The 22,510-nt window shown below is 73.6% G+C and carries 19 protein-coding genes; 5 read left to right on the top strand and 14 right to left on the bottom strand.

Features of this window, described 5'->3' with window-relative positions; all coding sequences use genetic code 11:
- Positions 1 to 3 precede the first annotated feature (3 nt).
- From ACX9TP_RS28115 to ACX9TP_RS28060, 12 genes are all read right to left on the bottom strand, one after another.
- On the bottom strand, positions 4 to 999 hold the full coding sequence (locus tag ACX9TP_RS28115; protein WP_482973709.1) for a sulfotransferase family protein: 996 nt from the start codon (positions 997 to 999) through the stop codon (positions 4 to 6).
- Positions 996 to 1,202, bottom strand: coding sequence for a Nif11-like leader peptide family natural product precursor (locus tag ACX9TP_RS28110; RefSeq protein WP_482973708.1), 207 nt, complete (start codon positions 1,200 to 1,202; stop codon positions 996 to 998). Before ACX9TP_RS28110 ends, ACX9TP_RS28115 begins: the two co-directional genes overlap by 4 nt.
- A complete protein-coding gene (locus ACX9TP_RS28105; RefSeq protein ID WP_482973707.1) occupies positions 1,192 to 1,779 on the bottom strand; it encodes an aspartyl/asparaginyl beta-hydroxylase domain-containing protein in 588 nt (195 codons plus the stop codon). The genes ACX9TP_RS28110 and ACX9TP_RS28105 overlap by 11 nt, the downstream gene beginning before the upstream one ends.
- Positions 1,780 to 1,842: 63 nt before the next feature.
- Entirely contained in the window at positions 1,843 to 3,642 is a 1,800-nt protein-coding gene (locus ACX9TP_RS28100) for a GGDEF domain-containing response regulator (protein WP_482973706.1), read from the bottom strand.
- Positions 3,643 to 3,700: 58 nt separating this feature from the next.
- Entirely contained in the window at positions 3,701 to 5,104 is a 1,404-nt protein-coding gene (locus ACX9TP_RS28095; protein WP_482973705.1) for a CHASE2 domain-containing protein, read from the bottom strand.
- Between the two features lie 41 nt (positions 5,105 to 5,145).
- Positions 5,146 to 6,315 (bottom strand): FecR family protein, encoded by a 1,170-nt coding sequence (locus tag ACX9TP_RS28090; protein WP_482973704.1) that lies wholly within the window; start codon positions 6,313 to 6,315, stop codon positions 5,146 to 5,148.
- On the bottom strand, positions 6,312 to 8,177 hold the full coding sequence (locus ACX9TP_RS28085; RefSeq protein WP_482973703.1) for an OmpA family protein: 1,866 nt from the start codon (positions 8,175 to 8,177) through the stop codon (positions 6,312 to 6,314). The genes ACX9TP_RS28090 and ACX9TP_RS28085 overlap by 4 nt, the downstream gene beginning before the upstream one ends.
- A gap of 4 nt (positions 8,178 to 8,181) precedes the next feature.
- Positions 8,182 to 8,559: a response regulator gene (locus tag ACX9TP_RS28080; protein WP_482973702.1), complete on the bottom strand. Its 378-nt coding sequence runs from the start codon at positions 8,557 to 8,559 to the stop codon at positions 8,182 to 8,184.
- A gap of 108 nt (positions 8,560 to 8,667) precedes the next feature.
- The gene (locus tag ACX9TP_RS28075; RefSeq protein WP_482973701.1) at positions 8,668 to 10,029 is read right to left on the bottom strand and encodes a sigma-54-dependent transcriptional regulator; all 1,362 of its coding nucleotides are present in this window, start codon (positions 10,027 to 10,029) and stop codon (positions 8,668 to 8,670) included.
- On the bottom strand, positions 10,026 to 12,149 hold the full coding sequence (locus tag ACX9TP_RS28070) for a PAS domain-containing sensor histidine kinase (RefSeq protein ID WP_482973700.1): 2,124 nt from the start codon (positions 12,147 to 12,149) through the stop codon (positions 10,026 to 10,028). The genes ACX9TP_RS28075 and ACX9TP_RS28070 overlap by 4 nt, the downstream gene beginning before the upstream one ends.
- A gap of 132 nt (positions 12,150 to 12,281) precedes the next feature.
- Entirely contained in the window at positions 12,282 to 12,965 is a 684-nt protein-coding gene (locus ACX9TP_RS28065; RefSeq protein WP_482973699.1) for a phosphoribosyltransferase, read from the bottom strand.
- A gap of 89 nt (positions 12,966 to 13,054) precedes the next feature.
- The gene (locus ACX9TP_RS28060; RefSeq protein ID WP_482973698.1) at positions 13,055 to 13,273 is read right to left on the bottom strand and encodes a hypothetical protein; all 219 of its coding nucleotides are present in this window, start codon (positions 13,271 to 13,273) and stop codon (positions 13,055 to 13,057) included.
- A 207-nt stretch (positions 13,274 to 13,480) separates the two neighbouring features.
- Between ACX9TP_RS28060 and ACX9TP_RS28055 the strand changes: the two genes are divergently transcribed.
- Entirely contained in the window at positions 13,481 to 14,623 is a 1,143-nt protein-coding gene (locus ACX9TP_RS28055) for a TPM domain-containing protein (protein WP_482973697.1), read from the top strand.
- Positions 14,624 to 14,647: 24 nt separating this feature from the next.
- Here the strand turns inward: ACX9TP_RS28055 and ACX9TP_RS28050 are convergent, their stop codons facing one another.
- Positions 14,648 to 16,456 carry a sensor histidine kinase gene (locus ACX9TP_RS28050; protein ID WP_482973696.1) on the bottom strand — a complete coding sequence of 603 codons (1,809 nt, stop codon included), beginning with the start codon at positions 16,454 to 16,456 and terminating at the stop codon, positions 14,648 to 14,650.
- A 256-nt stretch (positions 16,457 to 16,712) separates the two neighbouring features.
- On the opposite strand from ACX9TP_RS28050, the gene ACX9TP_RS28045 reads away from it, so the two are divergent.
- The 4 genes from ACX9TP_RS28045 to ACX9TP_RS28030 all read left to right on the top strand — a co-directional run bounded on the left by ACX9TP_RS28045 (position 16,713) and on the right by ACX9TP_RS28030 (position 20,606).
- Positions 16,713 to 17,543 (top strand): hypothetical protein, encoded by an 831-nt coding sequence (locus ACX9TP_RS28045; RefSeq protein WP_482973695.1) that lies wholly within the window; start codon positions 16,713 to 16,715, stop codon positions 17,541 to 17,543.
- Positions 17,544 to 17,624: 81 nt separating this feature from the next.
- Positions 17,625 to 18,815, top strand: a complete 1,191-nt coding sequence (locus tag ACX9TP_RS28040; RefSeq protein ID WP_482973694.1) for a protoglobin domain-containing protein — start codon at positions 17,625 to 17,627, stop codon at positions 18,813 to 18,815.
- The gene (locus ACX9TP_RS28035; protein ID WP_482973693.1) at positions 18,790 to 19,503 is read left to right on the top strand and encodes a response regulator; all 714 of its coding nucleotides are present in this window, start codon (positions 18,790 to 18,792) and stop codon (positions 19,501 to 19,503) included. The genes ACX9TP_RS28040 and ACX9TP_RS28035 overlap by 26 nt, the downstream gene beginning before the upstream one ends.
- Positions 19,500 to 20,606 carry a sensor histidine kinase gene (locus tag ACX9TP_RS28030; protein WP_482973692.1) on the top strand — a complete coding sequence of 369 codons (1,107 nt, stop codon included), beginning with the start codon at positions 19,500 to 19,502 and terminating at the stop codon, positions 20,604 to 20,606. The genes ACX9TP_RS28035 and ACX9TP_RS28030 overlap by 4 nt, the downstream gene beginning before the upstream one ends.
- Positions 20,607 to 20,609: 3 nt before the next feature.
- On the opposite strand, the gene ACX9TP_RS28025 is transcribed toward ACX9TP_RS28030, so the two are convergent.
- Positions 20,610 to 22,508 (bottom strand): M56 family metallopeptidase, encoded by a 1,899-nt coding sequence (locus ACX9TP_RS28025; RefSeq protein ID WP_482973691.1) that lies wholly within the window; start codon positions 22,506 to 22,508, stop codon positions 20,610 to 20,612.
- Between the last annotated feature and the right edge of the window lie 2 nt (positions 22,509 to 22,510).

Below are 22,510 nucleotides of genomic sequence, written 5' to 3'. Positions count from 1 at the left end.
CGTTCACCCCCGGAGGCGCTCGGCCTCCAGGGCGTCGTAGACGGGGCGGAGGTAGCGCTCCGCCATCTCTCGCGACACGTCCGAGATTCTGCGCGCCTTCTCCTCGGCATCGTCCGCGAAGTTCACCACGGGGTTCTTCGCGTCCCGCTCCGCCGCGACACGCAGGCGCTCGACGTCCTCCGGCGTCAGCTCCAGGCCGAAGAGGTCCGAGAGGAGCGCCGCGCCGTCCGTCGCAATCCGCCGGTAGTCCAGCAGCCGTGCCGGACTCTGTCGCTCCCGGTAGCCCCGCAGCCCCGCCTCGCACAGGCGGGCCAGGACCCGGGCCCCGTACTCCTCCAGCCGCATCCCCTCCAACGCCCCGGCCTCCAGCCCGAGCAGCGCGGGCTCCAGGGGGCCCGGAAGCATGTGCGCGCCCCGGTGGTTCTGGTGCGACGCCATGACCTCCACCGGCTCCCGGTAGAGGAAGAGCCACGGCACACCCGGAAAGGCGCGCTGGAGCAGTGGCAACTCCAGCACGTGCCACGCGTCCAGCTTGAGGAACACCGCCTCCTCCTCGGGGAAGCGCCGCTGACCGAGCGCCCCCACCACCGCCCGCAGCCACGCAATCCGCTGCGCGTCCGTGATGCCGGGCACGCGCAGGTGGGCGCGCAGCACCGTGTCCACGGGCCCGGCCTCGGACAGGACGATGTGGCGAGGGAGCGCCGCCAGCAGCTGCGCCACCAGCGTGGAGCCGCAGCGGGACATGTGGAACACGAGCCCTCGCACCGGCAGCCCGGGCCGCGCCGCGTGGCGCCGCACCAGGTCCTCCATGGAGGTCTGGTGCCGGAAGAGCAGGGCGAAGGGATGGCGGAGCCGGCGCTCCAGCGTCTGGTCGAAGAACGGGTCCGTGAAGCGCTGCGCTCCCAGGTGGCACCACTCCACGCGCGGCGCGCCGTCCGCGAAGAAGACGCGACAGGGCGCCCAGCCCTCCAGCCGCGCGTCGTCCGGCCCGTCGCTCATACCCAGTGCTCCCGCCACGTCCGGCGGGCGGCGCGCATGGCCTCGCGCAGCTCCTCCTCGGTGAAGTGACACCCGCGCTCGGCGCCCAGCCTCCGCGCCAGCGCGAGGAAGGCCGACACGTCCGCCGTCTCCTTCAGCGCCTCCTGCAGCATCACGTCCTCGAGGACGAGCCGGCGGAAGCGCTCGAAGTCCTCAAGCGGCATGGGCGGTGGCCCGGGCGAAGACGGCGCGCAGCCAGTCATCCACCACGCAGTCCAGCACCAGGTGGACGCGGTCCGTGTCGCTGGGGTTCTCCACCCGGTGGGGGAGGTTGAAGTCGAGGTACCAGCACTCGCCGGGCTGGAGCACCACGCGCCTTCCCGCGAGGAAGAAGGCCACGTCCGGGTGGGTGACGATGGGGATGTGGAGCCGCACCTCGCCGTCCGCGAAGCCCAGGTTGTAGTCGGTGTGCTCGCGGATGACGGCCCCCGCCGCGAGCTTCAGCAGCCGCGCCGAGCCGATGGGGCACTGGAACGCGGACAGCGTTTCCTGGAAGGCGGGGCACCGCGCGAGCAGCGGCGTGTCCGCGTAGCGCTCCCTGCCGGTGGGGTCGGGGTAGATGCGCCCCTCCATGCCGCCAATGGAGCGCAGGGGCACGCCGCTCCACTCACCCTCGTAGTAGCGCTTGTTGAAGTGCGGCACCCAGATGTCGGGGCCCAGCCGTGCCAGGTCCTCCTGGAGCCGGGCCGCGTCGAAGTGGAAGGGCAGCTGGAGTCGGTCGGGCACGGCGGACGAGGACATGCGGGCTCCGCTTCCGTGAGACGTGCGGAAGCCCTCCCTTCATACACCGGTCCGCGGGCCGGCTCACCCCGGGTGCGCCGCCCGGTGCTCCGCCTTCGCCCGGACCAGCGCCGCCTGGGCCCGCGAGAGGGTGCGCTGCGGGTCCTCCTCGCCCTCGACGGTGACAGTGGCGGACACCACCTCCGGCGCCCCCTGCGCGGCCTGGAACTGCTGGCGCAGGCCCTCCGCGCCCGTGGCATCCACGCCGGGCAGCGCCCCCAGCAGCGTGCCTCCCTCCCAGCGCACGGCGAACCCGGAGCGCGCGCACACGTCCTCCAGCCGGCGCGCCACGTCGCGCAGCACGGCATCCCCGGCGTCGAAGCCCCGGGTGGCGTTGAGCCGGCCCAGCCCCACCAGGTCCACCAGCAGCAGGCTGAAGGGCAGCCCGTCCCGCCGGCAGCGGCCAATCTCACGCAGCAGCCGCTCCTCGCCCGCGCGCCGCGTGTCCAGGCCCGTCAGCGCGTCCACGCGCAGCAGTCGCTCCCGCTCCTCTCGCGGAGAGCGCGCGCCCCCGACGTCCACGAGCGTCAGCATCTGCGCCATGCCGCCGGGCACCGGGAAGGGCCGTGCCACCCACCGCAGCCGCCGGGGCTGGGGACGCTCCAGGGCCAGGGTGAGGTGCAGCCCGCGCGAGGACTCGGAGGCCAGGTCGAGCTGCCGCAGCGCGGCCGCCGGGTCCGCCGTCAGCCCCGCCACGTGCTGGCAGAAGGCCTCCAGCGTCATGCCGGAGAGTCGCTCCGCCGGCAGGCCCAGCCACTCCGACAGCGCGCCGTTGCCCGCGTACGGCCGCCGTCCCGGGGCCACCAGCAGCACCGGCACGTCCACCGCCTGCACCGCGTCTCGCAGCAGCGCCAGCGCCGTGGCCTCCGTGAGGGCGGGCTCCGGGGTTGCGCGCGCCACGTCCGGGGCCTGGGCTCCCTGCCGCAGGCGCCCCTTCTGCTCCAGGTCCTCCGCCACGCGCCGGGCCAGCTCGCGCAGGGCCGCCAGGTCCTCCGCGCCGAGCACCAGCGGCCGCGTGTCGATGACGCACAGCGAGCCCAGCACCTCGCCCGTGGACGTCAGCAGCGGCGCGCCCGCATAGCTGCCGACGATTCCGTCGCGCACCAGCGGGTTGTCGCGGAACACCGGGTGGCGCGTGGCGTCCGGCACCACCAGCGACTCTCGGCCCTGCACCACGTGGTGGCAGAAGGCCCAGTCCCGGGGCGTTCCCCTGTCCCGCGCGAGCGACGGCGGCAGCCCCACGTGCGCCTTGAACCACTGCCTGTCTCCCAGCACCAGCGACAGCAGCGCCACCGGCACCCCGAAGGCCTGCGCCACCTCGGCGACCAGCTGCTGCAGCTCCTCGTCCGGAGGTCCCTCGTCCACCAGCCGCATCGACTCGATGCGCGCCAGTCGCTGGCGCTCCTGCTCGGCGGCCGGCTCCGTCAGGTCCGGGAGGGTGGAGCGCTGGCCTTCCAGCACCCGCCTCACCGTGTCCCGCACCAGCTCCGGCGTGGCGCGGCGGCTCAGGAGCGAGTGGATGCCCAGCACGTCCTTGAGCTGCCAGGCGCGCACACGCAGCTCGTCGAAGGCCGTCACCACCACCACCTGCGTCGCGGCCGCGTCCTCGCGCTCGCGCAGCCACGTCAGCAGGGCGAAGCCGTCCACCCGGGGCAGGGCCAGGTCGGTGATGAGCAACCGGGGCGCGCCGCGCTGGCGCACCACCTCCTGCGCCTCCGCGCCGTCACGAGCCGGCACCGCCTCCAGCCCCTCTCCCCGGAGGAGGGCGACGAGGAAGGCGGCCCGGCCCGGGTCGGGCTCGGCGATGAGGACGTACGGAGCCATGTCTCAAGGATGCTGCCACGGAACTCCGGTGGCCGAAGCATTCAGGCAGGCGCGCCGCTCAGGACGGCGCCTGCGGATAGCGGGAGAACAGCCGGCGCAGGGCGCTGCGCTGCCGGCCCAGTTCCTCCCCGCGCGCCACGGCGTCCACCAGCAGCATCAGCGCCAGCCCCGCCCACGCGGGCACCAGCGGCACCACCCAGCCCGGGTCCGCCGCCAGCCAGCCGACGAGGCCGCCGTGCAGCACCGCCAGCAGCAGCGCCAGGCCCACCACCGCGCGCAGGGAGCGCGCGCGGCGGCAGAGCAGCGCGAAGGCCAGCAGCACCGCCGCCGTCTCCAGCACGCCCGTCAGCGCCACCACCCCCGACGAGCGCAGCAGCCGCCGCGCGCGGAGGTTGTCCAGGGCGAAGGCGTGAATCTCCACGCCGGGCACCGCCACCAGGCCGGGCAGCGTGCTCTGGCCGTGCAGCCCCGTCGCGGTGACGCCCACGAAGAGCGTCTTCCCGCGCAGCGCCAGGTCCAGCCCCACCGAGCCCGGCTCCGCCGTCAGCACGTCCGCCAGGCTCACCCGGGGCAGCCACTCCGGGGCGGGCAGCCGCATCAGCGGCGCCCCGTCGTCGAGCGCGGCCATCGCCAGCAGCGACGTGGCCCGCTCGGGCATCAGGTGCAGCGCGGTGGCCAGCGCCAGGGACGGCCACGCCCGGCCGCCCACATTCACGGCGTAGGGATAGCGGCGGATGACGCCGTCATCGTCCACCAGCATGTTCAGGGTGCCGCTGCCTCGCGCCGCCATGCGCAGCGGGGCGATGCTCCCCGCCACCGCCGGGGCCTGGAGCCGCAGCGCCTCCACGGGAACCGGCAGGGCCAGCGGCGCCCCCGGAGCGCCATCCTCCAAGGGAGCCATCACCGGGACGTCGCCCGTCAGCGCCGCCGCGCCGAGGATGACGCCGCTGCCCTCCGAGAGCGCCTCGGCCATCCGGGCATCCCCGTCCGCCGCATGCAGCCGGGTCTCCAGCCGCGCCACCAGCGCGGCCCCCGCGGGCTGGGCCGCGAGCCCCGAGTCCTGGAGGGCCTCCAGCACCTCGTCCCCCAGGTCCAGCGCGTCGCGCGGCCCGGGCTGGTCGAACACCACGTCCACCGCCACCGCCGCGGGGCGCTGCGCCGCCAGCGCGCGGAAGGCCCGGGCCCACGTCGCGCGGGACAGCGGCCAGCGCTCCCCCAGCGTCGCCAGCGTCCGGTCATCCACCTCCACCAGCACCAGGTCCGCGCTCGTGGGCACGCCGGGGAGCCACCGGCTCACCGCCGCGTCATAGATTCCGTGCTCGAGGAAGCCCGGCGCGCCGCCCGTCGCCGCCGTCACGCCCGCGAGCGTCAGCCCCACCAGCGCGCCCAGCACCCGCCACACCGCGGTGCGGGGGCGCCCGGGGCGGGCGTCGACGGAAGGCTGGGGAGGCTGGGGCGTCATCGGCGGAGACCGTCAGGAGCGGGGCCCCGCCATCATACGGCTCAGGGCCGGACGTCGAAGGCGAAGATCTTCGACGGGAAGCCGACGAAGCCGTCCGCGTCCACCGCCAGCACCCGCCAGAACCACTTGCCCTCGTGGGAGCCCGGCACCTCCAGCTCGGTGCCCTGGGACGGGTACGTCTGCACGCCCGCGGCGAAGTCCGCCGTCCGCGCCAGCTCCACGCGGTACGTCTTCGCCCCCGGCACCGTCCACCACGACAGCCGGGGCGCCGCGCGGAAGGTGCCGCCCCGCGGGTCCGCCAGCGTGGGGGCCACCAGCAGCGGCCGGACGGGCTCCGGCGCGGAGTCCGGCATCGCGCGCGAGCCATAGCCCCCGACGACGTCCAGGTCGCCCTTCTTGGCAATCAGCCCCACCCGGCCCTCCAGCGTCTCCAGCCGGTGGGTGCCGTCCTCCTGCGCCGTCACCCGGAAGTGGGTGCCGCGCACGCCGGCCACCGCGCCGCGCGTGCGGACCTCGAAGACGGAGCCCTCGCCGCCGGGCGCCGCGGTGGTCTCCACCGTGCCCCGCAGCAGCTCCAGCTCCACCTTGCGCCGCAGGTTCGCCATCAGCTCGACGGAGCCCAGCCGCACCAGGCTGCCCTCCATCACCCGCACCGCGCTGCCATCCGCGAGCACCAGCTCCGCGCGCGCCGCGGGGCCCGTGTCGAACAGCTCGCCGGTGTAGAGCGCGTCACCCACCGTCCTCGGCCGCAGCTCCGCCGGAGCCGGCCCCGCGGACACGTCGCCACTGGCCGCACGCACGCGCGCCACCGCCGGCTGCGCGGGCCGCTCGACGTAGGCGAGCTGGAGCTGCCCCGGCTCTCCCGGCATGGACGGCGGCGCCACCGCCGACACGCGCGTGCGCGGCAGGCCCGCGGCCACCAGCACCTCCGCCGCGGCCTTCGCCACCGCGAGGCCCTGGCCCTCCAGCCGCTCCACGTCCGGCAGCCGCGCAGCCACCGTCACCGAGCGGATGGCGGGCCGCGCCTTCAGCGCCTCGGCCACGTGCTGGAGGCAGGCCGTCGTCTCCGGCCCCTTCGGCGCGAGCGGTCGGCCCGTCTCGATTCGCCCGCCCGAGAAGCGCAGGCCCCCACACGGCGCCCCGGCGTCCGCCGCCAGGGCAGGGGAGGCGAGCAGCACCAGCGCCATCATCCACGGAGCAGTCCGCTTCACGGCGTCCCTTCCTCCGCCGAGGGCTCGGCGACCTTCACGATGTTGAACTCGACGCGGCGGTTGTTCTCGCGTCCCTTCGCCGTCTGGTTGGTGTCCACCGGCTTCGTCTCGCCGTGGCCCACCGCCTCCAGCCGCTGGGCGGCGATGCCCTCCTTCACCAGGAAGGCCTTCACGTTGTTGGCGCGGCGCTGGGACAGGTCCAGGTTCTTCACGTCGGAGCCCTGGTCGTCCGTGTGGCCCTCCACGCGCACCTGCTCCAGCTGCGGGTTGGCCTTGAGCACCGACGCCACCTGCGCCAGCAGCGGGTAGGACTTCGCGAGGATGACGTCCTTGCCCGTGGCGAAGTACACCTTGTCGAGGATGACGATGCGCGAGCCCTCCACGCGCACCTGCGTCTTCCCCTTGTCCGGGCACCCGTCGTCGTCCTTCGCGCCGTTGATGACCTCGGCCTCCAGCGGGCACGCGTCCTGCGCATCCGCCACGCCGTCGCGGTCATTGTCCGCCTCGGGGCAGCCATCTCCGTCCTCGAAGCCGTCCAGGTCCTCGGGCGCCTTCGGGCACCGGTCCTCCACGTCCAGCAGCCCGTCCCCGTCCGAGTCCACCGCCCCGGGCGGCAGCGCCAGCGGCGCGGGAGGCTCGACGGGCTGGCCCTCCGCCGCCACCGGCTCCCAGGCCCTCGGGTCGTCGGGGCAGCCGTCCGCGTCCTGGAAGCCGTTGCGTGTCTCCGCCTCGCCCGGGCACACGTCCGGGCCGTCGAGGATGCCGTCGCCGTCGTCGTCCGCGTCGAGGCAGCCGTCCTCGTCCTGGAAGCCGTCGAAGTCCTCGGGCCCCAGCGCGCACGCGGCCGGCGCCGCCGGAGCGCCGGAGGCGGAGGGCGTCCACGCCAGCCCCGCGAGCACGCGGAAGCCCGGCGTGCCGTAGCCCCGGGTGAGGCCCGGCCCGGCGCCCACGTGCGCGGCCAGCCCCTCCAGGAAGCGGTACTTCAGCGCGGCCAGCAGCTCCAGCGGCCGCTCCTCCGTGTTCGTCTCCTTCAGCCCCAGCGCGCCCGCGAGCGAGCCCTCCGCGGACAGCTTCTGCGTCAGCGGCACGTCCACGCCCACGCCGTAGGCCAGCTCGTTGCCCACGCGCAGGTTGCGCAGCTGCGCCTCGCGCCGCAGGTTGAGGCCCACGTTGGCCAGCAGCCGCAGCGACGTGCCGGCCCACTCGGCCACCAGCCGCGGCTGGAACGTCAGGCCGTCCGCGCCCAGGTACTTCGAGCCCCCCGCCGTGGGCAGCGTCACCGGCGCCGCCACGGCCAGGTGCAGGCCGCCTTCGGTGGACAGCAGCCGCACCTTGGGCACCAGCCGCAAGTCGCCCACGCCCGTGGCGTTCACCCCGTTGGCGAGGCTGGGGGCAACGGCGCCGGACGGCTCGGACGTGGTGGCGGAGACGGGCAGCGACATGCCCAGCTCCAGCCTGTCGTAGAGGGCGATGGCGCCCATGACGTCCAGCGTGAGCTGGCTGTCGACGATGCGGTAGACGAACGTGTCCTGGCGCGGGTCCAGGAAGTTGAGCGGGTCGTCCGAGTAGTTGAGCGACAGCCCCAGGTTCCAGCCCAGGTGCGGCCCCACACGCGCGCCGTGCAGGCCGAGCACGTCGAAGGAGCCCGGGCCCGGCTTGTACTGCTGCACGTCGATGGCCTGCGACGCCGCCGGCTGGGCCAGCGCCACGCCGCCGGGCACCGCGAGCGCCAGCACCAGTCCCACCAGCGCCGCGGCCCGCCGCCGCAGCCCGCGCCACCTCACGGAGAACGAGGCGATGGAGCCCACGTCCGTGGTGTCGGGGGGAATGACTTCTGTCTCAGGAGTGCAGTGGCCATCCATGTGCTCACCGCTCCGGGGTGAGGAGTTGGGACACGTGCCGTGCCAGCGCCGGCAGCGGCTGGGGCTTTGGCAGTACCAGATCCACCCCCAATTCGCGCGCCTTCTCCGTAATCTCCTGCGTGGCGAACGCGGTGAGCAGCACCACCCGGGTGTCCGGCGAGAAGCGGCGCACGAAGTCCGCCAGCATCAGCCCCTCCTCGGACTGCGTCCCGCTCAGGCGCAAGTCGCTGATGACCAGGTCGTAGCGGCCCGTCGTCATCAAATCGAGCGCCTCGTCGAGCGCCTGCGCCGAGTCCACCCGGTAACCGGCGCTGGCGAAGAACTGCCCCAGCACCCAGCAGAGGGACGACTCGTCATCGACTATCAGGAGGTTCCGGTCCACGTCCGGGCCGTCAGCAAGCCCGGGGCCAGGGTCCGAAGTGCCCCCGATGCGTTGGGATTTCCGGTACTTGCGCGGCGAGACCCGGCTGCCTGCCCGGCCCTGTCCGGGTTATGGATCCGATTTCTGGAATCCAGACCGGTTGATGCCCAAACGTTTTAGCCGCTCATAGAGGGAGGAGCGGGGGATGCCGAGCCGGGCGGCGGCGCGCTCCACGTGGCCATTCTCGCGGCGCAGCACGCGCTCGATGTGGCGGCGCTCCAGCTCCTCCAGGGTGAGGTCCTCCTCGGCGCCGGACTCCTCGGCGGGGGCCTCGAAGCGCAGGTCATTCCGGGACAGCGGGCCGCCGCCGGACAGCAGCAGGGCGCGCTCCAGCACGTTGCGCAGCTCGCGGATGTTGCCGGGCCAGGGGTAGCGCACCAGGGCGGCCTCCGCGTCGGTCTGCAAGCCCACGGCGCCCCGGCCGCGCGCCCGGCCCAGCTCCTCCAGGAAGTGGTGGGCGATGGCGGGGATGTCCTCCGGGCGCTCGCGCAGGGCGGGCACGTGGAGGATGAGGGTGCTGATGCGGAAGTAGAGGTCGCTGCGGAAGCGCTTCTCGCGCGCGGCGGCGCCCAGGTCTTGATGGGTGGCGGCGATGAGGCGCACGTCCACGCGCCGGTCGCGCACGTCGCCCAGCCGCCGGAAGCGCTTCTCCTCCAGCACCTTCAGCAGCTTGGGCTGGACGGCCACGTCCATGTCGCCAATCTCGTCCAGGAAGAGGGTGCCCTGGTCGGCGACTTCCAGCAGGCCCTGCTTGGCGCTGACGGCGCCGGTGAAGGCGCCCTTCTCGTGGCCGAACAGCTCCGAGTCGAGCAGCTCCTTGGACAGCGCCGCGCAGTTGAGGTCCACGAAGGGCGCGTCCGCGCGGGGGCCGCCCTCGTGCAGCCAGCGCGCGAGCACGCTCTTGCCGCTGCCCGTCTCGCCGGTGATGAGCACCGGGGCGTCGCTCTGCCGCACGCGCTCGGCCTGGTCCTGGAGGACGCGGATGGCGGCGCTGGTGCCGATGAAGGGGTTGATGGGGGTGTGCGCCGTGCGCGAGCGGTCCGCGAGCTGCCGCTGCCGCTCCCGCCGCTGCGCCACCAGCCGCTCCAGCACCACCTTGAGGACGCTCAGCTCCACCGGCTTGGTGAGGAACTGCTCCGCGCCCTCCTTCACGGCCTGCACCGCCAGCTCGATGGAGCCATGGCCGGTGAGCACCACCAGCGGCACCGACGCGTCCAGCTCCTTGAGACGCGGTAGCAGCTGCAACGCGGTACCGTCCGGCAGGCGGTAGTCCACCACGGCCGCGTCCGGGCGGGTGGTGCGGAAGGCCTCCTGCGCCTCGGCGATGCTGGTGGCCTCGTCCACGTCGAACCCATGCGCGGTGAGGAAGCCCCGCATGCCCAGCCGGATGCCGGGCTCGTCTTCCACCAGGAGGATGCGGGTGCGCGTCATGAGGCCAGGGAGTCTACGGATTGGGTTGCCGGAGGCGAGGAAACAGCCGGCAGGAGGAGCGTCACCTCGGCGCCTCCTGTATCGGCGTTGCGCAGGCGGATGGTGCCCTGGTGCTCCTCGAGGATGCGCTGGACGATGGACAGGCCCAGGCCGGTGCCGCCGCGGCGCTTGCTGAAGAAGGGCTCGAAGACGTGGGGAAGGTCATCCTCGCGGAAGCCCGGCCCGCCGTCGTGCACGATGCAGCGCACCCACGCGCGCCCTTCCTCCTTCACCGCCTCGGTGGCCACGCGCACGGTGGCGCCCGAGGGCGAGTGCTGCACCGCGTTCTCCACCACGTTGCGGAAGACGTGGAACAGCCGCCGCGAGTCCATGCGCACCGGCGGCAACTCCTCCGCCACCTCGCGCACCACCGCCACGCCGGCCTGCTCCGCGGCCAGCGCGCACGCGGACAGGGCGTCCTCCACGACGGGCCGCACGGGGCCGTCCACCCACTCGCCGCGGGTGGGGCGGCCGTACTCGAACAACTCCTGCGTGAGGTGGTTGAGCCGCTTCACCTCGCCGCGCAGCACCTCCAGGTACGGCTGCAGCTCCGCGCGGGAGCCGAACGTCGCCTCCACCGCGTCCACCACGGCGGAGATGGAGAAGAGGGGGTTGCGCACCTCGTGGGCCACGCCGGCGACGATGGCGCCCATGGCGGCCATCGTCTCGTGGCGGCGCAGGCGGGCCTGCAGCTCCATCAGGCGCGTGACTTCGGTGGCCACGAGGATGATGCGCGAGTCCTCGCCGCCGGCCTCGTCCACCCACGCCGCGGACAGCTCCCATGCGCGGCGCGACGGCGGGTCCGTCACCTCGCGCGAGGCGCTGCCGTGGGTGTGGCGCAGCAATTCCACCAGGAGCAGGGCGCTGGCGCGCAGCGGCGAGTGGGGCGCGGTGGACAGCGGCTGGCCGGACGGGTCCAGGCCGTCGAACAGGGCGATGGCGGCGGCGTTGAGGCGCTGGATGATGCCGTCCGCGCCGAGCACGATGAGGGGCGAGGAGACGGCGTCGAAGGTGCGGCGCCACTCCTGGGCGGAGCGGCGGAAGCTGGCGTGGAGGCGCTGGCGCAGGTCGTCAGCGAGGCGCCTGTCGGTGACGTCGGTGACGACGCAGCCCACGTGCAGCTCACGCTGCGAGTCGAGCGCGGAAGCCGCGGCGCGGCTGCGCACCCAGCGCACGCGGCCGTCGGAGCAGATGAGGCGGTGCTCCAGCTCCACCTCCGCGCCGGGCGCGAGCCCCTCGATGCAGGCGCGGTAGCGGGCACGGTCCTCGGGGTGGACCATCTCCGCCCAGAGGGGCGGGGGGCCGCCGTCGGGGCCGGGCTGGGCGAAGGCGGAGGCGGGGTAGCCGGTGGTGCGCTCGATGACGGGGGTGCAATAGAAGTCGCGCAGCACGCCGCCGCGCAGCTTGCCGCCCCAGAGGTAGTCGGGCAGCGAGCGGGTGAGGACGTCGAGCCGGTCCTCGTGCTCCTGGAGGCTCTGCTCGGCGCGCATGCGCTCGGTGAGCTCGGACAGGGCGGCGATGACGCCGAGCACCTCGCCGCCGCTGCCGCGCACGCGCGAGTAGCTGCCGAACCAGAAGCGGGGCTCGCCAGGAGCGGCGGCGGTCTCCACCTGGAGGCAGGGGTCCTGGATGGGGGCGTCCGTCTGGAGGGCCCGCTGGAGCTGGGGGGCGAGGAGCCGGCCCAGGTCGGGCATCACCTCGGTGACGTGGTGGCCGAGGTGACGGGCGGCGGGCAGGCCGTTCATCGCGGCGAGCGCGGTGTTGACGTGGACGTAGCGCAGCTCGCGGTCGAAGAAGGCGAAGCCCACGGGGGTGACGTCCATGACGGCCTCGCGCAGGGCGCTGGCGTCGGTGGCGCTGCGCAGGGCGGCCTCGCGCTCCAGGTGGGCGCGCCGCGAGGCGCGCGTCCACAGCACGGCCAGCGTGCCGGCGGTGACGAGCACCAGGGCGGCCGGGGTGAGGACGCGGGCCGCGAGGCTCTCGGCGCCCAGGCGCCAGCTCACCCAGGCGATGAGCGAGGCGAGGGCCGAGGCCCCGAGGACGGCGAAGAGCAACTGTCGGTGGGAGGGGGACTCGTGCATACGGTGCGGGCGCGCGAGCCTAAACCGGAATGGGGTTGCCGACTCTTGCAACGAGGCCTCCGAAACGACGCCCCGGAGGCAGGGCGGGCGGGAGGGCGGGCCCTCCGAGGCGTGGCCCGGGGGGCAGTGCCGTCACGGTGCCGAGGGCTGCTCCGCCCCCGCCTGCCGCTCCAGGGACGCGAGCGTCAGCAGCTCCCGCACCTCCTCATCCGAGGTCTGCGCGAAGTCGCGATACCACAGGCCCACGGCGTAGAAGGGCTCCGGCCGGCGGGCGCAGAGGACCTCATCCGCCTCCGCCGCCAGGTCCTCGCACGACTCGACGGCACCCACCGGCACGGCGACCACGATGCGGGCGGGCTCCTGCTGGCGGAGCGCGGCCACCGCGGCACGCATGGTGGTGCCCGTGGCCAGGCCGTCGTCCACCAGGATGACGGTGCGCCCGTACACGTCCGGAGGCGGGCGCCCATCGCGGTACTTCACCTCCCGCCGCTGCAGCTCCCTCGCCTCGCGCTCCGCCGTGGCGTCGATTTCCTCCCGCGAGATGTCCAGCTGCTCCACCACCTCGCGGTTGATGACGCGCACGCCACCGGACGCGATGGCCCCCATGGCCAGCTCCTCATGCGAGGGCGCCCCCAGCTTGCGCACGAGGAACACGTCGAGCGGCGCGCCCAGCGCCTTCGCGACCTCGTAGGCCACCGGCACGCCTCCTCTCGGCAACGCCAGCACCACCGTGTCCGGCCGATGCGCGTACTGACGCAGGAGCGCCCCGAGCTCACGGCCTCCCTCGTAACGGTCCAGGAAATCGGGCCCTCGCATGTTCCGCTCCTCCCGTCCCCACCTCGGGACGAAGCTCCCTCGAAGAAGCTGGGCACCTCGCGAGGGGAGGGGAACGGCCCCGAGCGCCGCTAGGCGATGATCTCCGGCTTGCCCGGCGTGGTGGGCATCGGCGGATCATGGATGCCGGGCGGGGTGATGTCCGGCGGCTGGGGTGGCTCGATTTCCGGAGGAGCGCGCGTGGGCGGCTCGATTTCCGGAGGCTGGCGTGTGGGCGGCTCGCGCTCGGGCGTCGGGCCTGGCTCCGGGTTCTTCACGGGTGCCCCAGGCGTGGTCTGCGGTCCAGCCATGCGTCGTGTCTCCTCGCTCCATAGAGGTTCAGCAGCCCGTTCACCTTGGGCACGCCCGGGCAGGCGGGCACCGCCCCCGTCGCCCACTGAACGAGGGGCCCCCGTCTGGCTGCCTGCTCGGGAGCCGGGGGCACCAGCGCCATGTGCGCACGTCCGCGCCCGGGCCCGCCTCCAGGGCAGGCAGGCGCTCTGCTACATTCCACCTCCATGCGCGCATGGCTGAGCTGGGTGGTCCTGTTCTGCGCCCTGGGCACTCCCGCCCTGGGCGTCACGGTGGAGAAGGTGCCCCGACCGCCACGGGGAACCTGGGTGGTGGACCACACGTCGTCCCGCGTCCTCACGCCGGAGACGAAGGCGGAGGTGGACCGGCTTGGCACCGAGCTGAACGACAGCGGACGGGGCCAGCTCGCGGTGGTGGTGGTGGACACCACGTCGGGACGCCCCTCGCGCGAGTTCGCGCTGGCCCTCTTCAACCGGTGGGGCATCGGCCATGCGGGGCGGAACGACGGCGTGCTGCTCTTCGTCGCGGTGGGCGACCGCAAGGCGGAGATCATCCTCGGAGACGGGGTGGATGGGCCCGACGACCAGCAGGCCAGCGACGCGGTGATGGCACAGGGGGTGGTCCCCGGCTTCAAGCGGAAGGACCCGAACGCCGCCGTGCTCCAGGGGGCGCGGGGCTTGAAGGAGCTCATCGAGGACTCGAGCCTGAACAATCCCGGCGCGGCCTCCCCGGGTACGGAGTCGCAGGACACCACGGACGCCGTCGCCGACACGGGAGCTCCGGTCTTCACGCCCGAACCGGAGGTGTACCGGCCGATGGAGGAATCCTCCTCGCCATCGGGCCTTGGCATCCTCGCCGGAGGCGCGGGCGTGCTCGGAGCGGCGGGCCTGGCCGGCCGTGCCGTCTACCGCCGCCGTCCGCGCAAGTGCGACACGTGTGGCAACCCCCGGGTGCGGCTCGACGAGCGCGCCGATGATGCCCACCTCGACCGGGGCCAGCGGCTCGAGGAGTCGATGGGCTCGGTGGACTACGACGTCTGGTGGTGCAGCCCGTGCGAGGACGCGCTCGTGGACCGCTATGGCGCGCTGTTCACCCTCCGCGTGCGCTGCGAGAGGTGCAACTACGTCACCGTCAAGAAGACGAGCCGGACGCTGCGCGCCGCGACGTATGACCATGGCGGCGAGGTGGAGGTGACACGCAACTGCCACCACTGCCACCACACCTCCACGTCGCGCCACTCCACGCCCCGCCGCACCCGGTCCAGCTCGTCCTCCAGCTCCTCGAGCCGCAGCAGCTCCTCGTTCGGCGGCGGGCGCTCCTCGGGCGGCGGCTCCAGCGGAAGCTGGTAGTCGCGCCCCGGCGCAAACGGGCGGCTACGGGAGCGCCGCCTCGTCCGAGCGCGTCAGCGGCAGGCGCACCGTGAACACGGTGCCCTCCTCCGAGGACGAGTGGACGGTGATGTCTCCGCCGTGGGCCAGGACGAGCTGCTGGACGATGTAGAGGCCCAGCCCCAGCCCCCGCCGGCCGCCGTTTCCTCCCGCCTGCTTGAACGGGTCGAAGATGCGCGGCAGCAACGCTGCGGGCACGGGACGCCCGGCGTTGCGCACGGTCAGCACCACGTCCGGGCCTTCCGCCCCCACCGTGACATGCACGGGGGACACCTCGTCCCCGTGCGCGAGCGCGTTGCCCACCAGGTTGGACACCACCTGCGCCAGCCGGTCCGGGTCCCACGAGCCCGCATGGGCTCCGCGCGCGCAGGCCAGCCGCACGCGGCCCGGGTGCGTCAGCTCGAACTCGGCCACGGTGTCCTGCACCAGCGCGCACAGGTCCGTGGGCCGCCGCTCCAACGGAATGCCACCGCCCACCGAGGCCCGCGTGAAGTCCAGCAGGTCGTCAATCATCCGCGCCATCCGGTCCGCGCTGGTGGCGATGCGCCGCACGCCCGTGAGCAGCGGCTCGGCAATCTCCTCGCGCCGCAGGAGGAGCTGCGTGGCGAGCGAGATGTGGGTCAGCGGGTTGCGCAGGTCATGACCGACGATGCCCAGCAGCCTGTCGCGGAACAGCTCCGCGCGCTTCTGCTCGGTGACGTCCCGGAAGAAGACGGCGATGCCGCCCTCGCGCGTGGGGTAGGCGCTGACGCTCGTCCAGAGGTCGAGCGGAGGGTAGTACGCGTCGAAGCGGACCGGCACCCGCTCCTCCACCACGCGGTGGTACTCCACCCAGTACTTCGAGTCGGGACGGGCGATGCTGGGAAACAGGTCCCAGAAGACGCGCCCCAGCGTCTCCTCGCGCCGCGTGCGCGACAGGCGCTCCTGGTTCTCGTTCACCATGATGAAGCGGAACTGTCGGTCGAGGACGAACATCGCGTCCCCGTGCTGGAGCACCTCCACCGCCCGCTCGTGCTCTCCCAGCAACTGTTCACGCTCGGCCTGCTCGTGCTTGCGCCCGGTGATGTCGTGGAAGAAGACGGACAGGCCTCCGTCCTCGCTCGGATGGGCGCGCACCTCGAACCAGCGGTTCCACGGAGCGTAGAGCGTCTCGAAGGACTCGGGAGTCCCCTGGGCGAGCACGCGGCGGTAGTACGCCTCCAGCTCCGAGCCGCGGGCCTCGGGGAAGACCTCCCAGAAGGTGCGCCCCACGCTCTCCTCGCGCCGCAGCCCCAGTATCTGCTCCGCCCGCGCATTCACGTCGGTGAGGAGCCACTGCCCGTCGAACGCGTAGAAGCCGTCCGACATGCTCTCCAGCAGGCGCGCCCGCTGGAACTGCGCCTGCTCCATCGCGACGCGCTCCCTCACCCGCTCGGTGATGTCCACGAGGGTGCCCAGGAAGCGCGTGGGCCGGCCATCTCCATTGAAGAGCGTCCGCCCGTTGGCGGCCACCCAGCGCCCCCCGCGGCTGGTGTGGATGCGGTACTCCACCGAGTAGTGGCCGCTGCCCTCCGGTTGCAGTGCCTGCCGCACCGCGGCCTGCGTCCTCACCCGGTCCTCCGGGTGCACGCGCAGCAGGAAGTCCTCCAGGCCCATGGGGGTGCCGGCGGGCAGGCCGAAGAGGGCCCTGGCCCGCTCGTCCCAGGTCAGCGCGCCCGTGCGCGGGTCATAATCCCAGGTGCCCAGGCCGGTGGCCTCCACGGCCACGCGCAGTCGCTCCCGGTCCTGCTCGATGAAGTCCGCTTCCCGGGCCATGCCTCACCCAGGCCCCGAGGGTGGAGTGTGGCGGGGGCCTCTCATGGGAGGTGGACCCTGGCCGGCCGTTTCGGAAGGGGTCCGGCGGCTGCCTGCCCTCCGGCCGGCGCAGGCTTTGCGCCGCGTCCGCGCGAGCGGGTGCGGGGCGCAGTTCCTGCGTCCGTACCGAGTGCCACGGGCCCGTGCGGAGTCTGGCGCGAGGCTTGCTCAACCGCCCGGTGCCACGCCCCGGTGGGCGGGTGGATGGGAGGCTTCCATGGCCCTGCGTGACGCGATTCCGATGTGCCTCTGCCTGTTGCTCGCCGCGAGCGTGGGGGAGGCGAGCGGGCTGGAGCCCGGCTCTCCCCTCATGGCCCCGCCGCGCCCGGTGGCGGAGAAGGCCGCGCCCCAGCGCGCGCCGGAGCTGTCCCTGGCGCGCTTCCTCGAAGCCCCGGGCAGGGAGCCGGCGCGGGTCAAGCTCTGGCTGCGCCACAACCGCGAGGCGCGGGAGATTGAAGAGGGCGTGCGCGAGTTCCTGGAGCGGCTCATCCAGCTCAGCGCCGAGGCGCCTCCGGAGATGGTCTTCTCGCACGAGCGGGTGGTGCTCGACGCGGAGGCCCTGGCCACGGACGGCGAGCTCGTCGCGCTGGCGGACGCGCGCTCGGAGCTGCTCGGGCGGCTGGGCCGGATGGACCCGGACTTCCATGTCCTCGAAGGGGAGACGCCGCCGCCCTGGTCGCCGGACGAAAGGTTGGACCGCGAGGCGCTGGCGGGCCTCATCCTCGCTCGCACGGGCCGGGGTGCCGGGCTGCCTCCCGACCTGGACCGGTTGCTCGTGGAGCTGGCCTCGCTGGACAAGCGGCTGGGCGCACACGAGCAGCAACTGCTGCCGGTGGCGGAGGAAGCGCTGGGCGCCGTGCTGCTGGGCCTGGCCTCGGGGGAGGCGACGATGGGAGAGGTGGTCCACGGCCTCCACTTCCTGAAGCACCAGCAGCGGCGGCGGCTGGACCTGCGCCTCCAGCGGGAGCTGCTGCTGCTGGAGGTGGCCCGCCGGGCTGGCTGCTCGGTGGAGGCCCTGCCCCGGGCCGCGGCGCCCGAGCCGGGCTGAAGGTTGCGGCGGACGACACGGACCGGGAGGAACTTCCTGCTCCCGGACGTTGTGAGCGGTTAGGCTTTCAACCCAGAAATCATGGCGGAAACCCTGCTCGAGGAATTGAAGCGTTACGTGGGCTTCAGCGAGGCGGATGAGCATGCGCTCATCGCCCTGCATGCCATCGCGAAGCCGCACTTCGCGCGCATCGCCCGCGTCTTCTACGACCGCATCCTGGAGCACGAGGGGGCGCGCCAGGCGCTGGAGGGCGGGGAGAGCCAGGTGGGCCACCTGCGCGGCACGCTGGAGGTGTGGATGAGCCAGCTCATGCGCGGCCCCTGGGACGAGGCCTACTACGAGCTGCGCTGCCGCATCGGCCGCATGCACGTGCGCATCTCCCTGCCGCAGCACTACATGTTCGGCGCCATGAACGTCCTGCGGCAGGAGCTCAATGCCGTCATCGACGAGGCGTACCTGCGCCAGCCGGAGCAGCTGCGGGCCGCGCGCGCGGCGCTGGGGAAGATCCTGGACCTGGAGCTGGCCATCATGCTCCACACCTACCGCGAGGACCTGCTCACGCAGCAGGCGCGCAACGAGCGGCTGTCCACCTTCGGCCAGCTCGTGGGCTCCATCGGCCACGAGCTGCGCAACCCGCTCGGCGTCATCGAGACATCGCTCTACATCCTCAAGAGCCGCCCCGGCTCCGTGGACGAGCGCACCGCCAAGCACCTGGGCCGCATCGGCGAGCAGGTGGGCATCGCCAACCGCATCGTCTCCGACCTGCTCGACATGATTCGGGACCGGCCGCTGCAGCGGCAGGAGGTGTGGCTGGACGAGGTGTGGCAGGAGGCGCTCACCGCCGTGCAGCGGCCGGAGTCCGTCACCGTGCGCGAGGAGGGGCTCGCCTCGCTCCCGCCGGTGCAGGGAGACGCGGGCCAGCTGCGCCAGGTGTTCGTCAACCTGCTCGACAACGCCGTGCAGGCGCTGGAGGAGTCGGGCGGCAGCGTGGCGCTGTCCGCCAGCACGCCCGAGCCTGGAGTCGCGGAGCTGGTGCTGGAGGACTCCGGCCCCGGCGTGAGTGACGCCATCCGCCGCCGCCTCTTCGAGCCGCTGATGACGACGAAGGCGCGCGGCATCGGCCTGGGGCTGCCGCTCGTCAAGCGCATCCTGGAGCGGCACGGCGGCACCATCGCCTACGCGCCCCGCGAGGGCACCGGCGCGCGCTTCGTGATTCGTCTTCCCCTCATGCCCGCGGAGGACGCGCATGCGTCAGTACCTTCTGCTGGATGACAACCGCGCCTTCGCGGAGAACCTCGCGGAAATCCTCCGCGACGAGGGCGCCCAGGCCGTCGTCGTCACCAGCGGAGACGAGGCCCTGCGCCTGGCGCGCACCACGCGCTTCGACGCGCTGCTGACGGACATGCGCATGCCCGGCATGAGCGGCGCGGACGCGGTGCACCACCTGCGCCGGGTGGACCCGGGGCTGGCCGCGGTGGTCATCACCGCGTACCCCCGCGAGGATGACCTGGAGACGGCGCGCCGCGAGGGCCTGCTCGCGGTGCTGCCCAAGCCCGTGCCCGTCCCCCTGCTGGTGGGGCTCTTGTCCGGCGCCCGGCGCGACGGGCTGGTGGTGCTGGTGGAGGACGACCCCGCGCTGAGCGACAACCTCAGCGAGGTGCTGCGCGCGCGGGGCTTCTCGTGCGTGACGGCGGCCTCGGTGCTGGACGCGGACCGCATCGCCTGCGCGGAGCCCTTCGCCGCGCTGGTGGACCTGCGCCTGCCCGGCGGCCCGGACGGAGAAGCGCTGCGGCGGCTGCGCGAGCGCTACCCGCGCCTGCCCATCTTCATCATGACCGCCTACCCGGACGTGGCACCGATGGAGAGCGCCGCGGGCGTCTTCTCGAAACCCTTCGACACCGGCGTGCTGGTGGAGGCGCTGGAGACGGCGCACGCCGCGCGTCCCTCCCGCACCCCATGAGCGAGCCCGGCCCCAAGCCGCCCCCCACCATCCTCGTGGTGGATGACAACGCGGCCTTCCTCGACAACCTGCACGAGCTGCTGGGCGACGCGGGCTACACCGTGCGCGGTGCCTCCAGCTGCCGGGCCGCCCGCGACTGCGCGAAGGAGGGCTTCGACGTGGCGCTGGTGGACCTGCGCCTGCCGGACGGGGACGGCACCGCGCTGGCGGCGGAGCTGAAGGAGGGCGCGCCCGACTCGGAGGTGGTGCTGCTCACCGGCTTCGCCACCCTGGAGACGGCGGTGGCGGCGGTGCGCGCGGGCGCGTGCGCCTACCTCATGAAGCCGTGCGCGCCGCAGGAGCTGCTGCTGACGCTGGAGCAGGCCATGCGGCAGGTGCGGCTGCATGGCGAGAAGCGCGAGCTGGCCCGGCGCGCGCAGATGACGGAGAAGCTGGCGGCCGTGGGCACGATGACGGCGGGCCTGTCCCACGAAATCCGCAACCCGCTGAACGCGGCGGCGCTGCAGCTGTCCGTGCTGGAGCGCCGCCTGCGGAAGCTGCCGGACGGCCAGCAGGGCCCCCTGCTGGAGCCGCTGTTGCTGGTGCGCGACGAAATCCGCCGGCTGGACCACATCCTGGAGGACTTCCTCCAGTTCGCGAGGCCCCGCGAGTTCCGCCCCAACCGGGTGGACGTGCGCGCGCTGGTGCGGCGCGTGGTGGACCTGCTCGGCGGTCAGGCCGAGGCGCGCAGGGTGGCGCTGGAGACGGCCCCGCTGGATGAGACGCTGCCGCCGGTGGCCGGGGAGGAGGAGCGGCTGCGGCAGGTGCTCATCAACCTGTGTCTCAACGCGCTGGAGGCGACGCCCGCGGGCAGCACGGTGACGGTGTCCGCGGGCCACGAGGCGGGCCACGTCTGGCTCACCGTGGACGACGCGGGCCCCGGAGTTCCGCCCGAGGTGCGAGATCGCATCTTCGAGCCCTTCTTCACCACGAAGGCGCAGGGCTCGGGGCTGGGGCTCTCCATCGTCCACGCCATCGTCACGCAGCATGGCGGGACGCTGGAGGTGGGCTCGGCGCCCGGTGGGGGCGCCCGCTTCATCCTCCGGCTGCCGGAGGCGCGGTAGCCGTCAGAAGGCGGCGCCAGAGCGGAAGAGGACGCGCCCGTCGGTGGTGAACCGCTGGCAGACCATGCAGGAGTGCTCCCCCGCCGCGCCCCGGAACTGGGACACGTCCACGCTCGCCAGCTGCTTGCCCGGCGGGTCCTGGCGCGCGCCTCCGGGCTGGGTGCTGAAGACGATGTCGAAGACGTAGCGCACCGCCACGGGCTTCCCGTCGAGCATGGCCGGCTCGTAGCGCCACGTGGTGAGTGTGCGGATGACGTTGTCTTCCAGCCCGCCCAGCCCCTGCAGCGACTTGCAGTCGGTGACGGAGCCCTCGGTGGTGATGGTGCAGCGGGCAACCACCGAGCCCCTGGGGAAGGAGGACACCGCGGAGCGGATGCCGTAGGTGAGGCTGGGGTAGTGGAAGCGCTCGCCGGAGACGAACCGGGGCGGGGTGATGCCGGGGCCCAGGTCCAGCACCGCGGGCCGGGACTTCTCGGCCGGAGGCGAGACGGTGACGGCGAAGTCCTCGAGCGGGGCGGCGTCCGTTTCGGGCGCGCCCGGCAGCACCGGGGCGGAGGGCTCGGCGTCCAGCGAGTACGGGACGCGCGGCAATTCCGTGCGGGCGATGCCCCGCGTGTCCGGGATGAGCAGCGGCGCGGCGCGCGGCGCGCGGGCCTTCACGACGGGCGCGGCGGGGGCGCGCTCCTCCTTCGGGAGGCTCCGGGGACTCGGGCGCGCCATGCGGCTCGGCGCGGCGCTCGGAGACGCGATGGGGGCGGGGGCCAGCAGGGGCCGCTGCATCGGGGTGCTCGCCGCCAGGGCCTGCGTCACCTCCAGGCGGGGCGCGGCGGCGGCCGGCATGGGGCTGGGAGGCGGCTCCGCGCGCGCCGTGTCCGGCACCTGCGAGGTGCCGAGCGCCACCGCGAGCAGCGCGCTGCCGACGCCGCTGGCCAGGCGCCAGGGGCGGCGCGTGGCATGGGGCTCCGAGGAGACGAGGAGGCGGCGCACGCGGGTGAGCAGCGAGCCCCCGGCGGCGCCCAGCGCGGGCTGGGGCGAGGGCATGACGCGCAGCTGCTCGATGTGGGCCAGGGCGCGGGCGTAGAGGTACGCATCACCGCAGCACTGGACGGCCAGGTCGTCGGCGCAGTGCTCGCGCTCCTCGCGGATGCGGTGGGACAGCCACCAGACGGCGGGGTGGTAGAAGAGGAGCGTTTCGACGAGCGACTGCAGCAGGTTGACGAGGTAGTCGTGGCGGCGGATGTGCGCCAGCTCGTGGGCCAGAATGGCCTCCAGCTGGGAGGCGCTCAGGCCCGTCATGGCGCTGGCGGGCACCAGGATGAGGGGCCGCCACAGGCCGATGACCATGGGCACGTCGATGGAGGCGGAGGCCAGCAGGCGCACGGGCCCGGACATGCGCATGCGCACCAGGGCCTTCTCCAGCGCGAGCTTCCAGGGGCTGGCGGCCTCGAGGGTGGAGCGGCGCGACAGCCGCTGCGTCATCGCCCAGGCGAGCAGGGTGCGGGAGGAGAGCAGCAGCACGCCGCAGCACCAGGCGGGAAGCAGCCAGGGACGGAGCGCCTCCATCCAGGGCGAGTCGCCCAGCGGCACCGTCGTCGTCATCACCGTGAAGGTGACGTCGGGAGCGAGGGCGGGGGACGGGGCGCCCGCGGTGACGGTCTCCGTGAAGACGAAGCGCGAGGCCTCGGCCAGGGCGGAGAAGAAGGTGATGACGGGGAGCACGGCCATGGTCAGCAGGCCGACGCAGGCGGTGGCATAGCGGGCGCGAGAGGCGCGCTCGGGGATGAGGGCCAGGCCCCCCGCGACGACGAGGGCCACGGCGGCGCCCTGCCAGAGGAAGCCGAGCAGGGCCTGCTCCAGGGCCAGGAAGACGGGCTGCTGCGACAGCGTATGCAGTGCGTCCATCT

It is taken from the genome of Pyxidicoccus sp. M15, assembly GCF_056858435.1.
Note: the sequence above shows the minus strand (reverse complement) of the source record. Positions and strands in the feature narration are given on the sequence as shown.

What these genes read in the sequence shown, in the direction of transcription:
- ACX9TP_RS28115 (WP_482973709.1), bottom strand. Translation starts at nt 999, where the DNA reads ATGAGCGACGGGCCGGACGACGCGCGGCTGGAGGGCTGGGCGCCCTGT.
- ACX9TP_RS28110 (WP_482973708.1), bottom strand. Translation starts at nt 1,202, where the DNA reads ATGCCGCTTGAGGACTTCGAGCGCTTCCGCCGGCTCGTCCTCGAGGAC.
- ACX9TP_RS28105 (WP_482973707.1), bottom strand. Translation starts at nt 1,779, where the DNA reads ATGTCCTCGTCCGCCGTGCCCGACCGACTCCAGCTGCCCTTCCACTTC.
- ACX9TP_RS28100 (WP_482973706.1), bottom strand. Translation starts at nt 3,642, where the DNA reads ATGGCTCCGTACGTCCTCATCGCCGAGCCCGACCCGGGCCGGGCCGCC.
- ACX9TP_RS28095 (WP_482973705.1), bottom strand. Translation starts at nt 5,104, where the DNA reads ATGACGCCCCAGCCTCCCCAGCCTTCCGTCGACGCCCGCCCCGGGCGC.
- ACX9TP_RS28085 (WP_482973703.1), bottom strand. Translation starts at nt 8,177, where the DNA reads ATGGATGGCCACTGCACTCCTGAGACAGAAGTCATTCCCCCCGACACC.
- ACX9TP_RS28075 (WP_482973701.1), bottom strand. Translation starts at nt 10,029, where the DNA reads ATGACGCGCACCCGCATCCTCCTGGTGGAAGACGAGCCCGGCATCCGG.
- ACX9TP_RS28070 (WP_482973700.1), bottom strand. Translation starts at nt 12,149, where the DNA reads ATGCACGAGTCCCCCTCCCACCGACAGTTGCTCTTCGCCGTCCTCGGG.
- ACX9TP_RS28065 (WP_482973699.1), bottom strand. Translation starts at nt 12,965, where the DNA reads ATGCGAGGGCCCGATTTCCTGGACCGTTACGAGGGAGGCCGTGAGCTC.
- ACX9TP_RS28060 (WP_482973698.1), bottom strand. Translation starts at nt 13,273, where the DNA reads ATGGCTGGACCGCAGACCACGCCTGGGGCACCCGTGAAGAACCCGGAG.
- ACX9TP_RS28055 (WP_482973697.1), top strand. Translation starts at nt 13,481, where the DNA reads ATGCGCGCATGGCTGAGCTGGGTGGTCCTGTTCTGCGCCCTGGGCACT.
- ACX9TP_RS28050 (WP_482973696.1), bottom strand. Translation starts at nt 16,456, where the DNA reads ATGGCCCGGGAAGCGGACTTCATCGAGCAGGACCGGGAGCGACTGCGC.
- ACX9TP_RS28045 (WP_482973695.1), top strand. Translation starts at nt 16,713, where the DNA reads ATGGCCCTGCGTGACGCGATTCCGATGTGCCTCTGCCTGTTGCTCGCC.
- ACX9TP_RS28040 (WP_482973694.1), top strand. Translation starts at nt 17,625, where the DNA reads ATGGCGGAAACCCTGCTCGAGGAATTGAAGCGTTACGTGGGCTTCAGC.
- ACX9TP_RS28035 (WP_482973693.1), top strand. Translation starts at nt 18,790, where the DNA reads ATGCGTCAGTACCTTCTGCTGGATGACAACCGCGCCTTCGCGGAGAAC.
- ACX9TP_RS28030 (WP_482973692.1), top strand. Translation starts at nt 19,500, where the DNA reads ATGAGCGAGCCCGGCCCCAAGCCGCCCCCCACCATCCTCGTGGTGGAT.
- ACX9TP_RS28025 (WP_482973691.1), bottom strand. Translation starts at nt 22,508, where the DNA reads ATGGACGCACTGCATACGCTGTCGCAGCAGCCCGTCTTCCTGGCCCTG.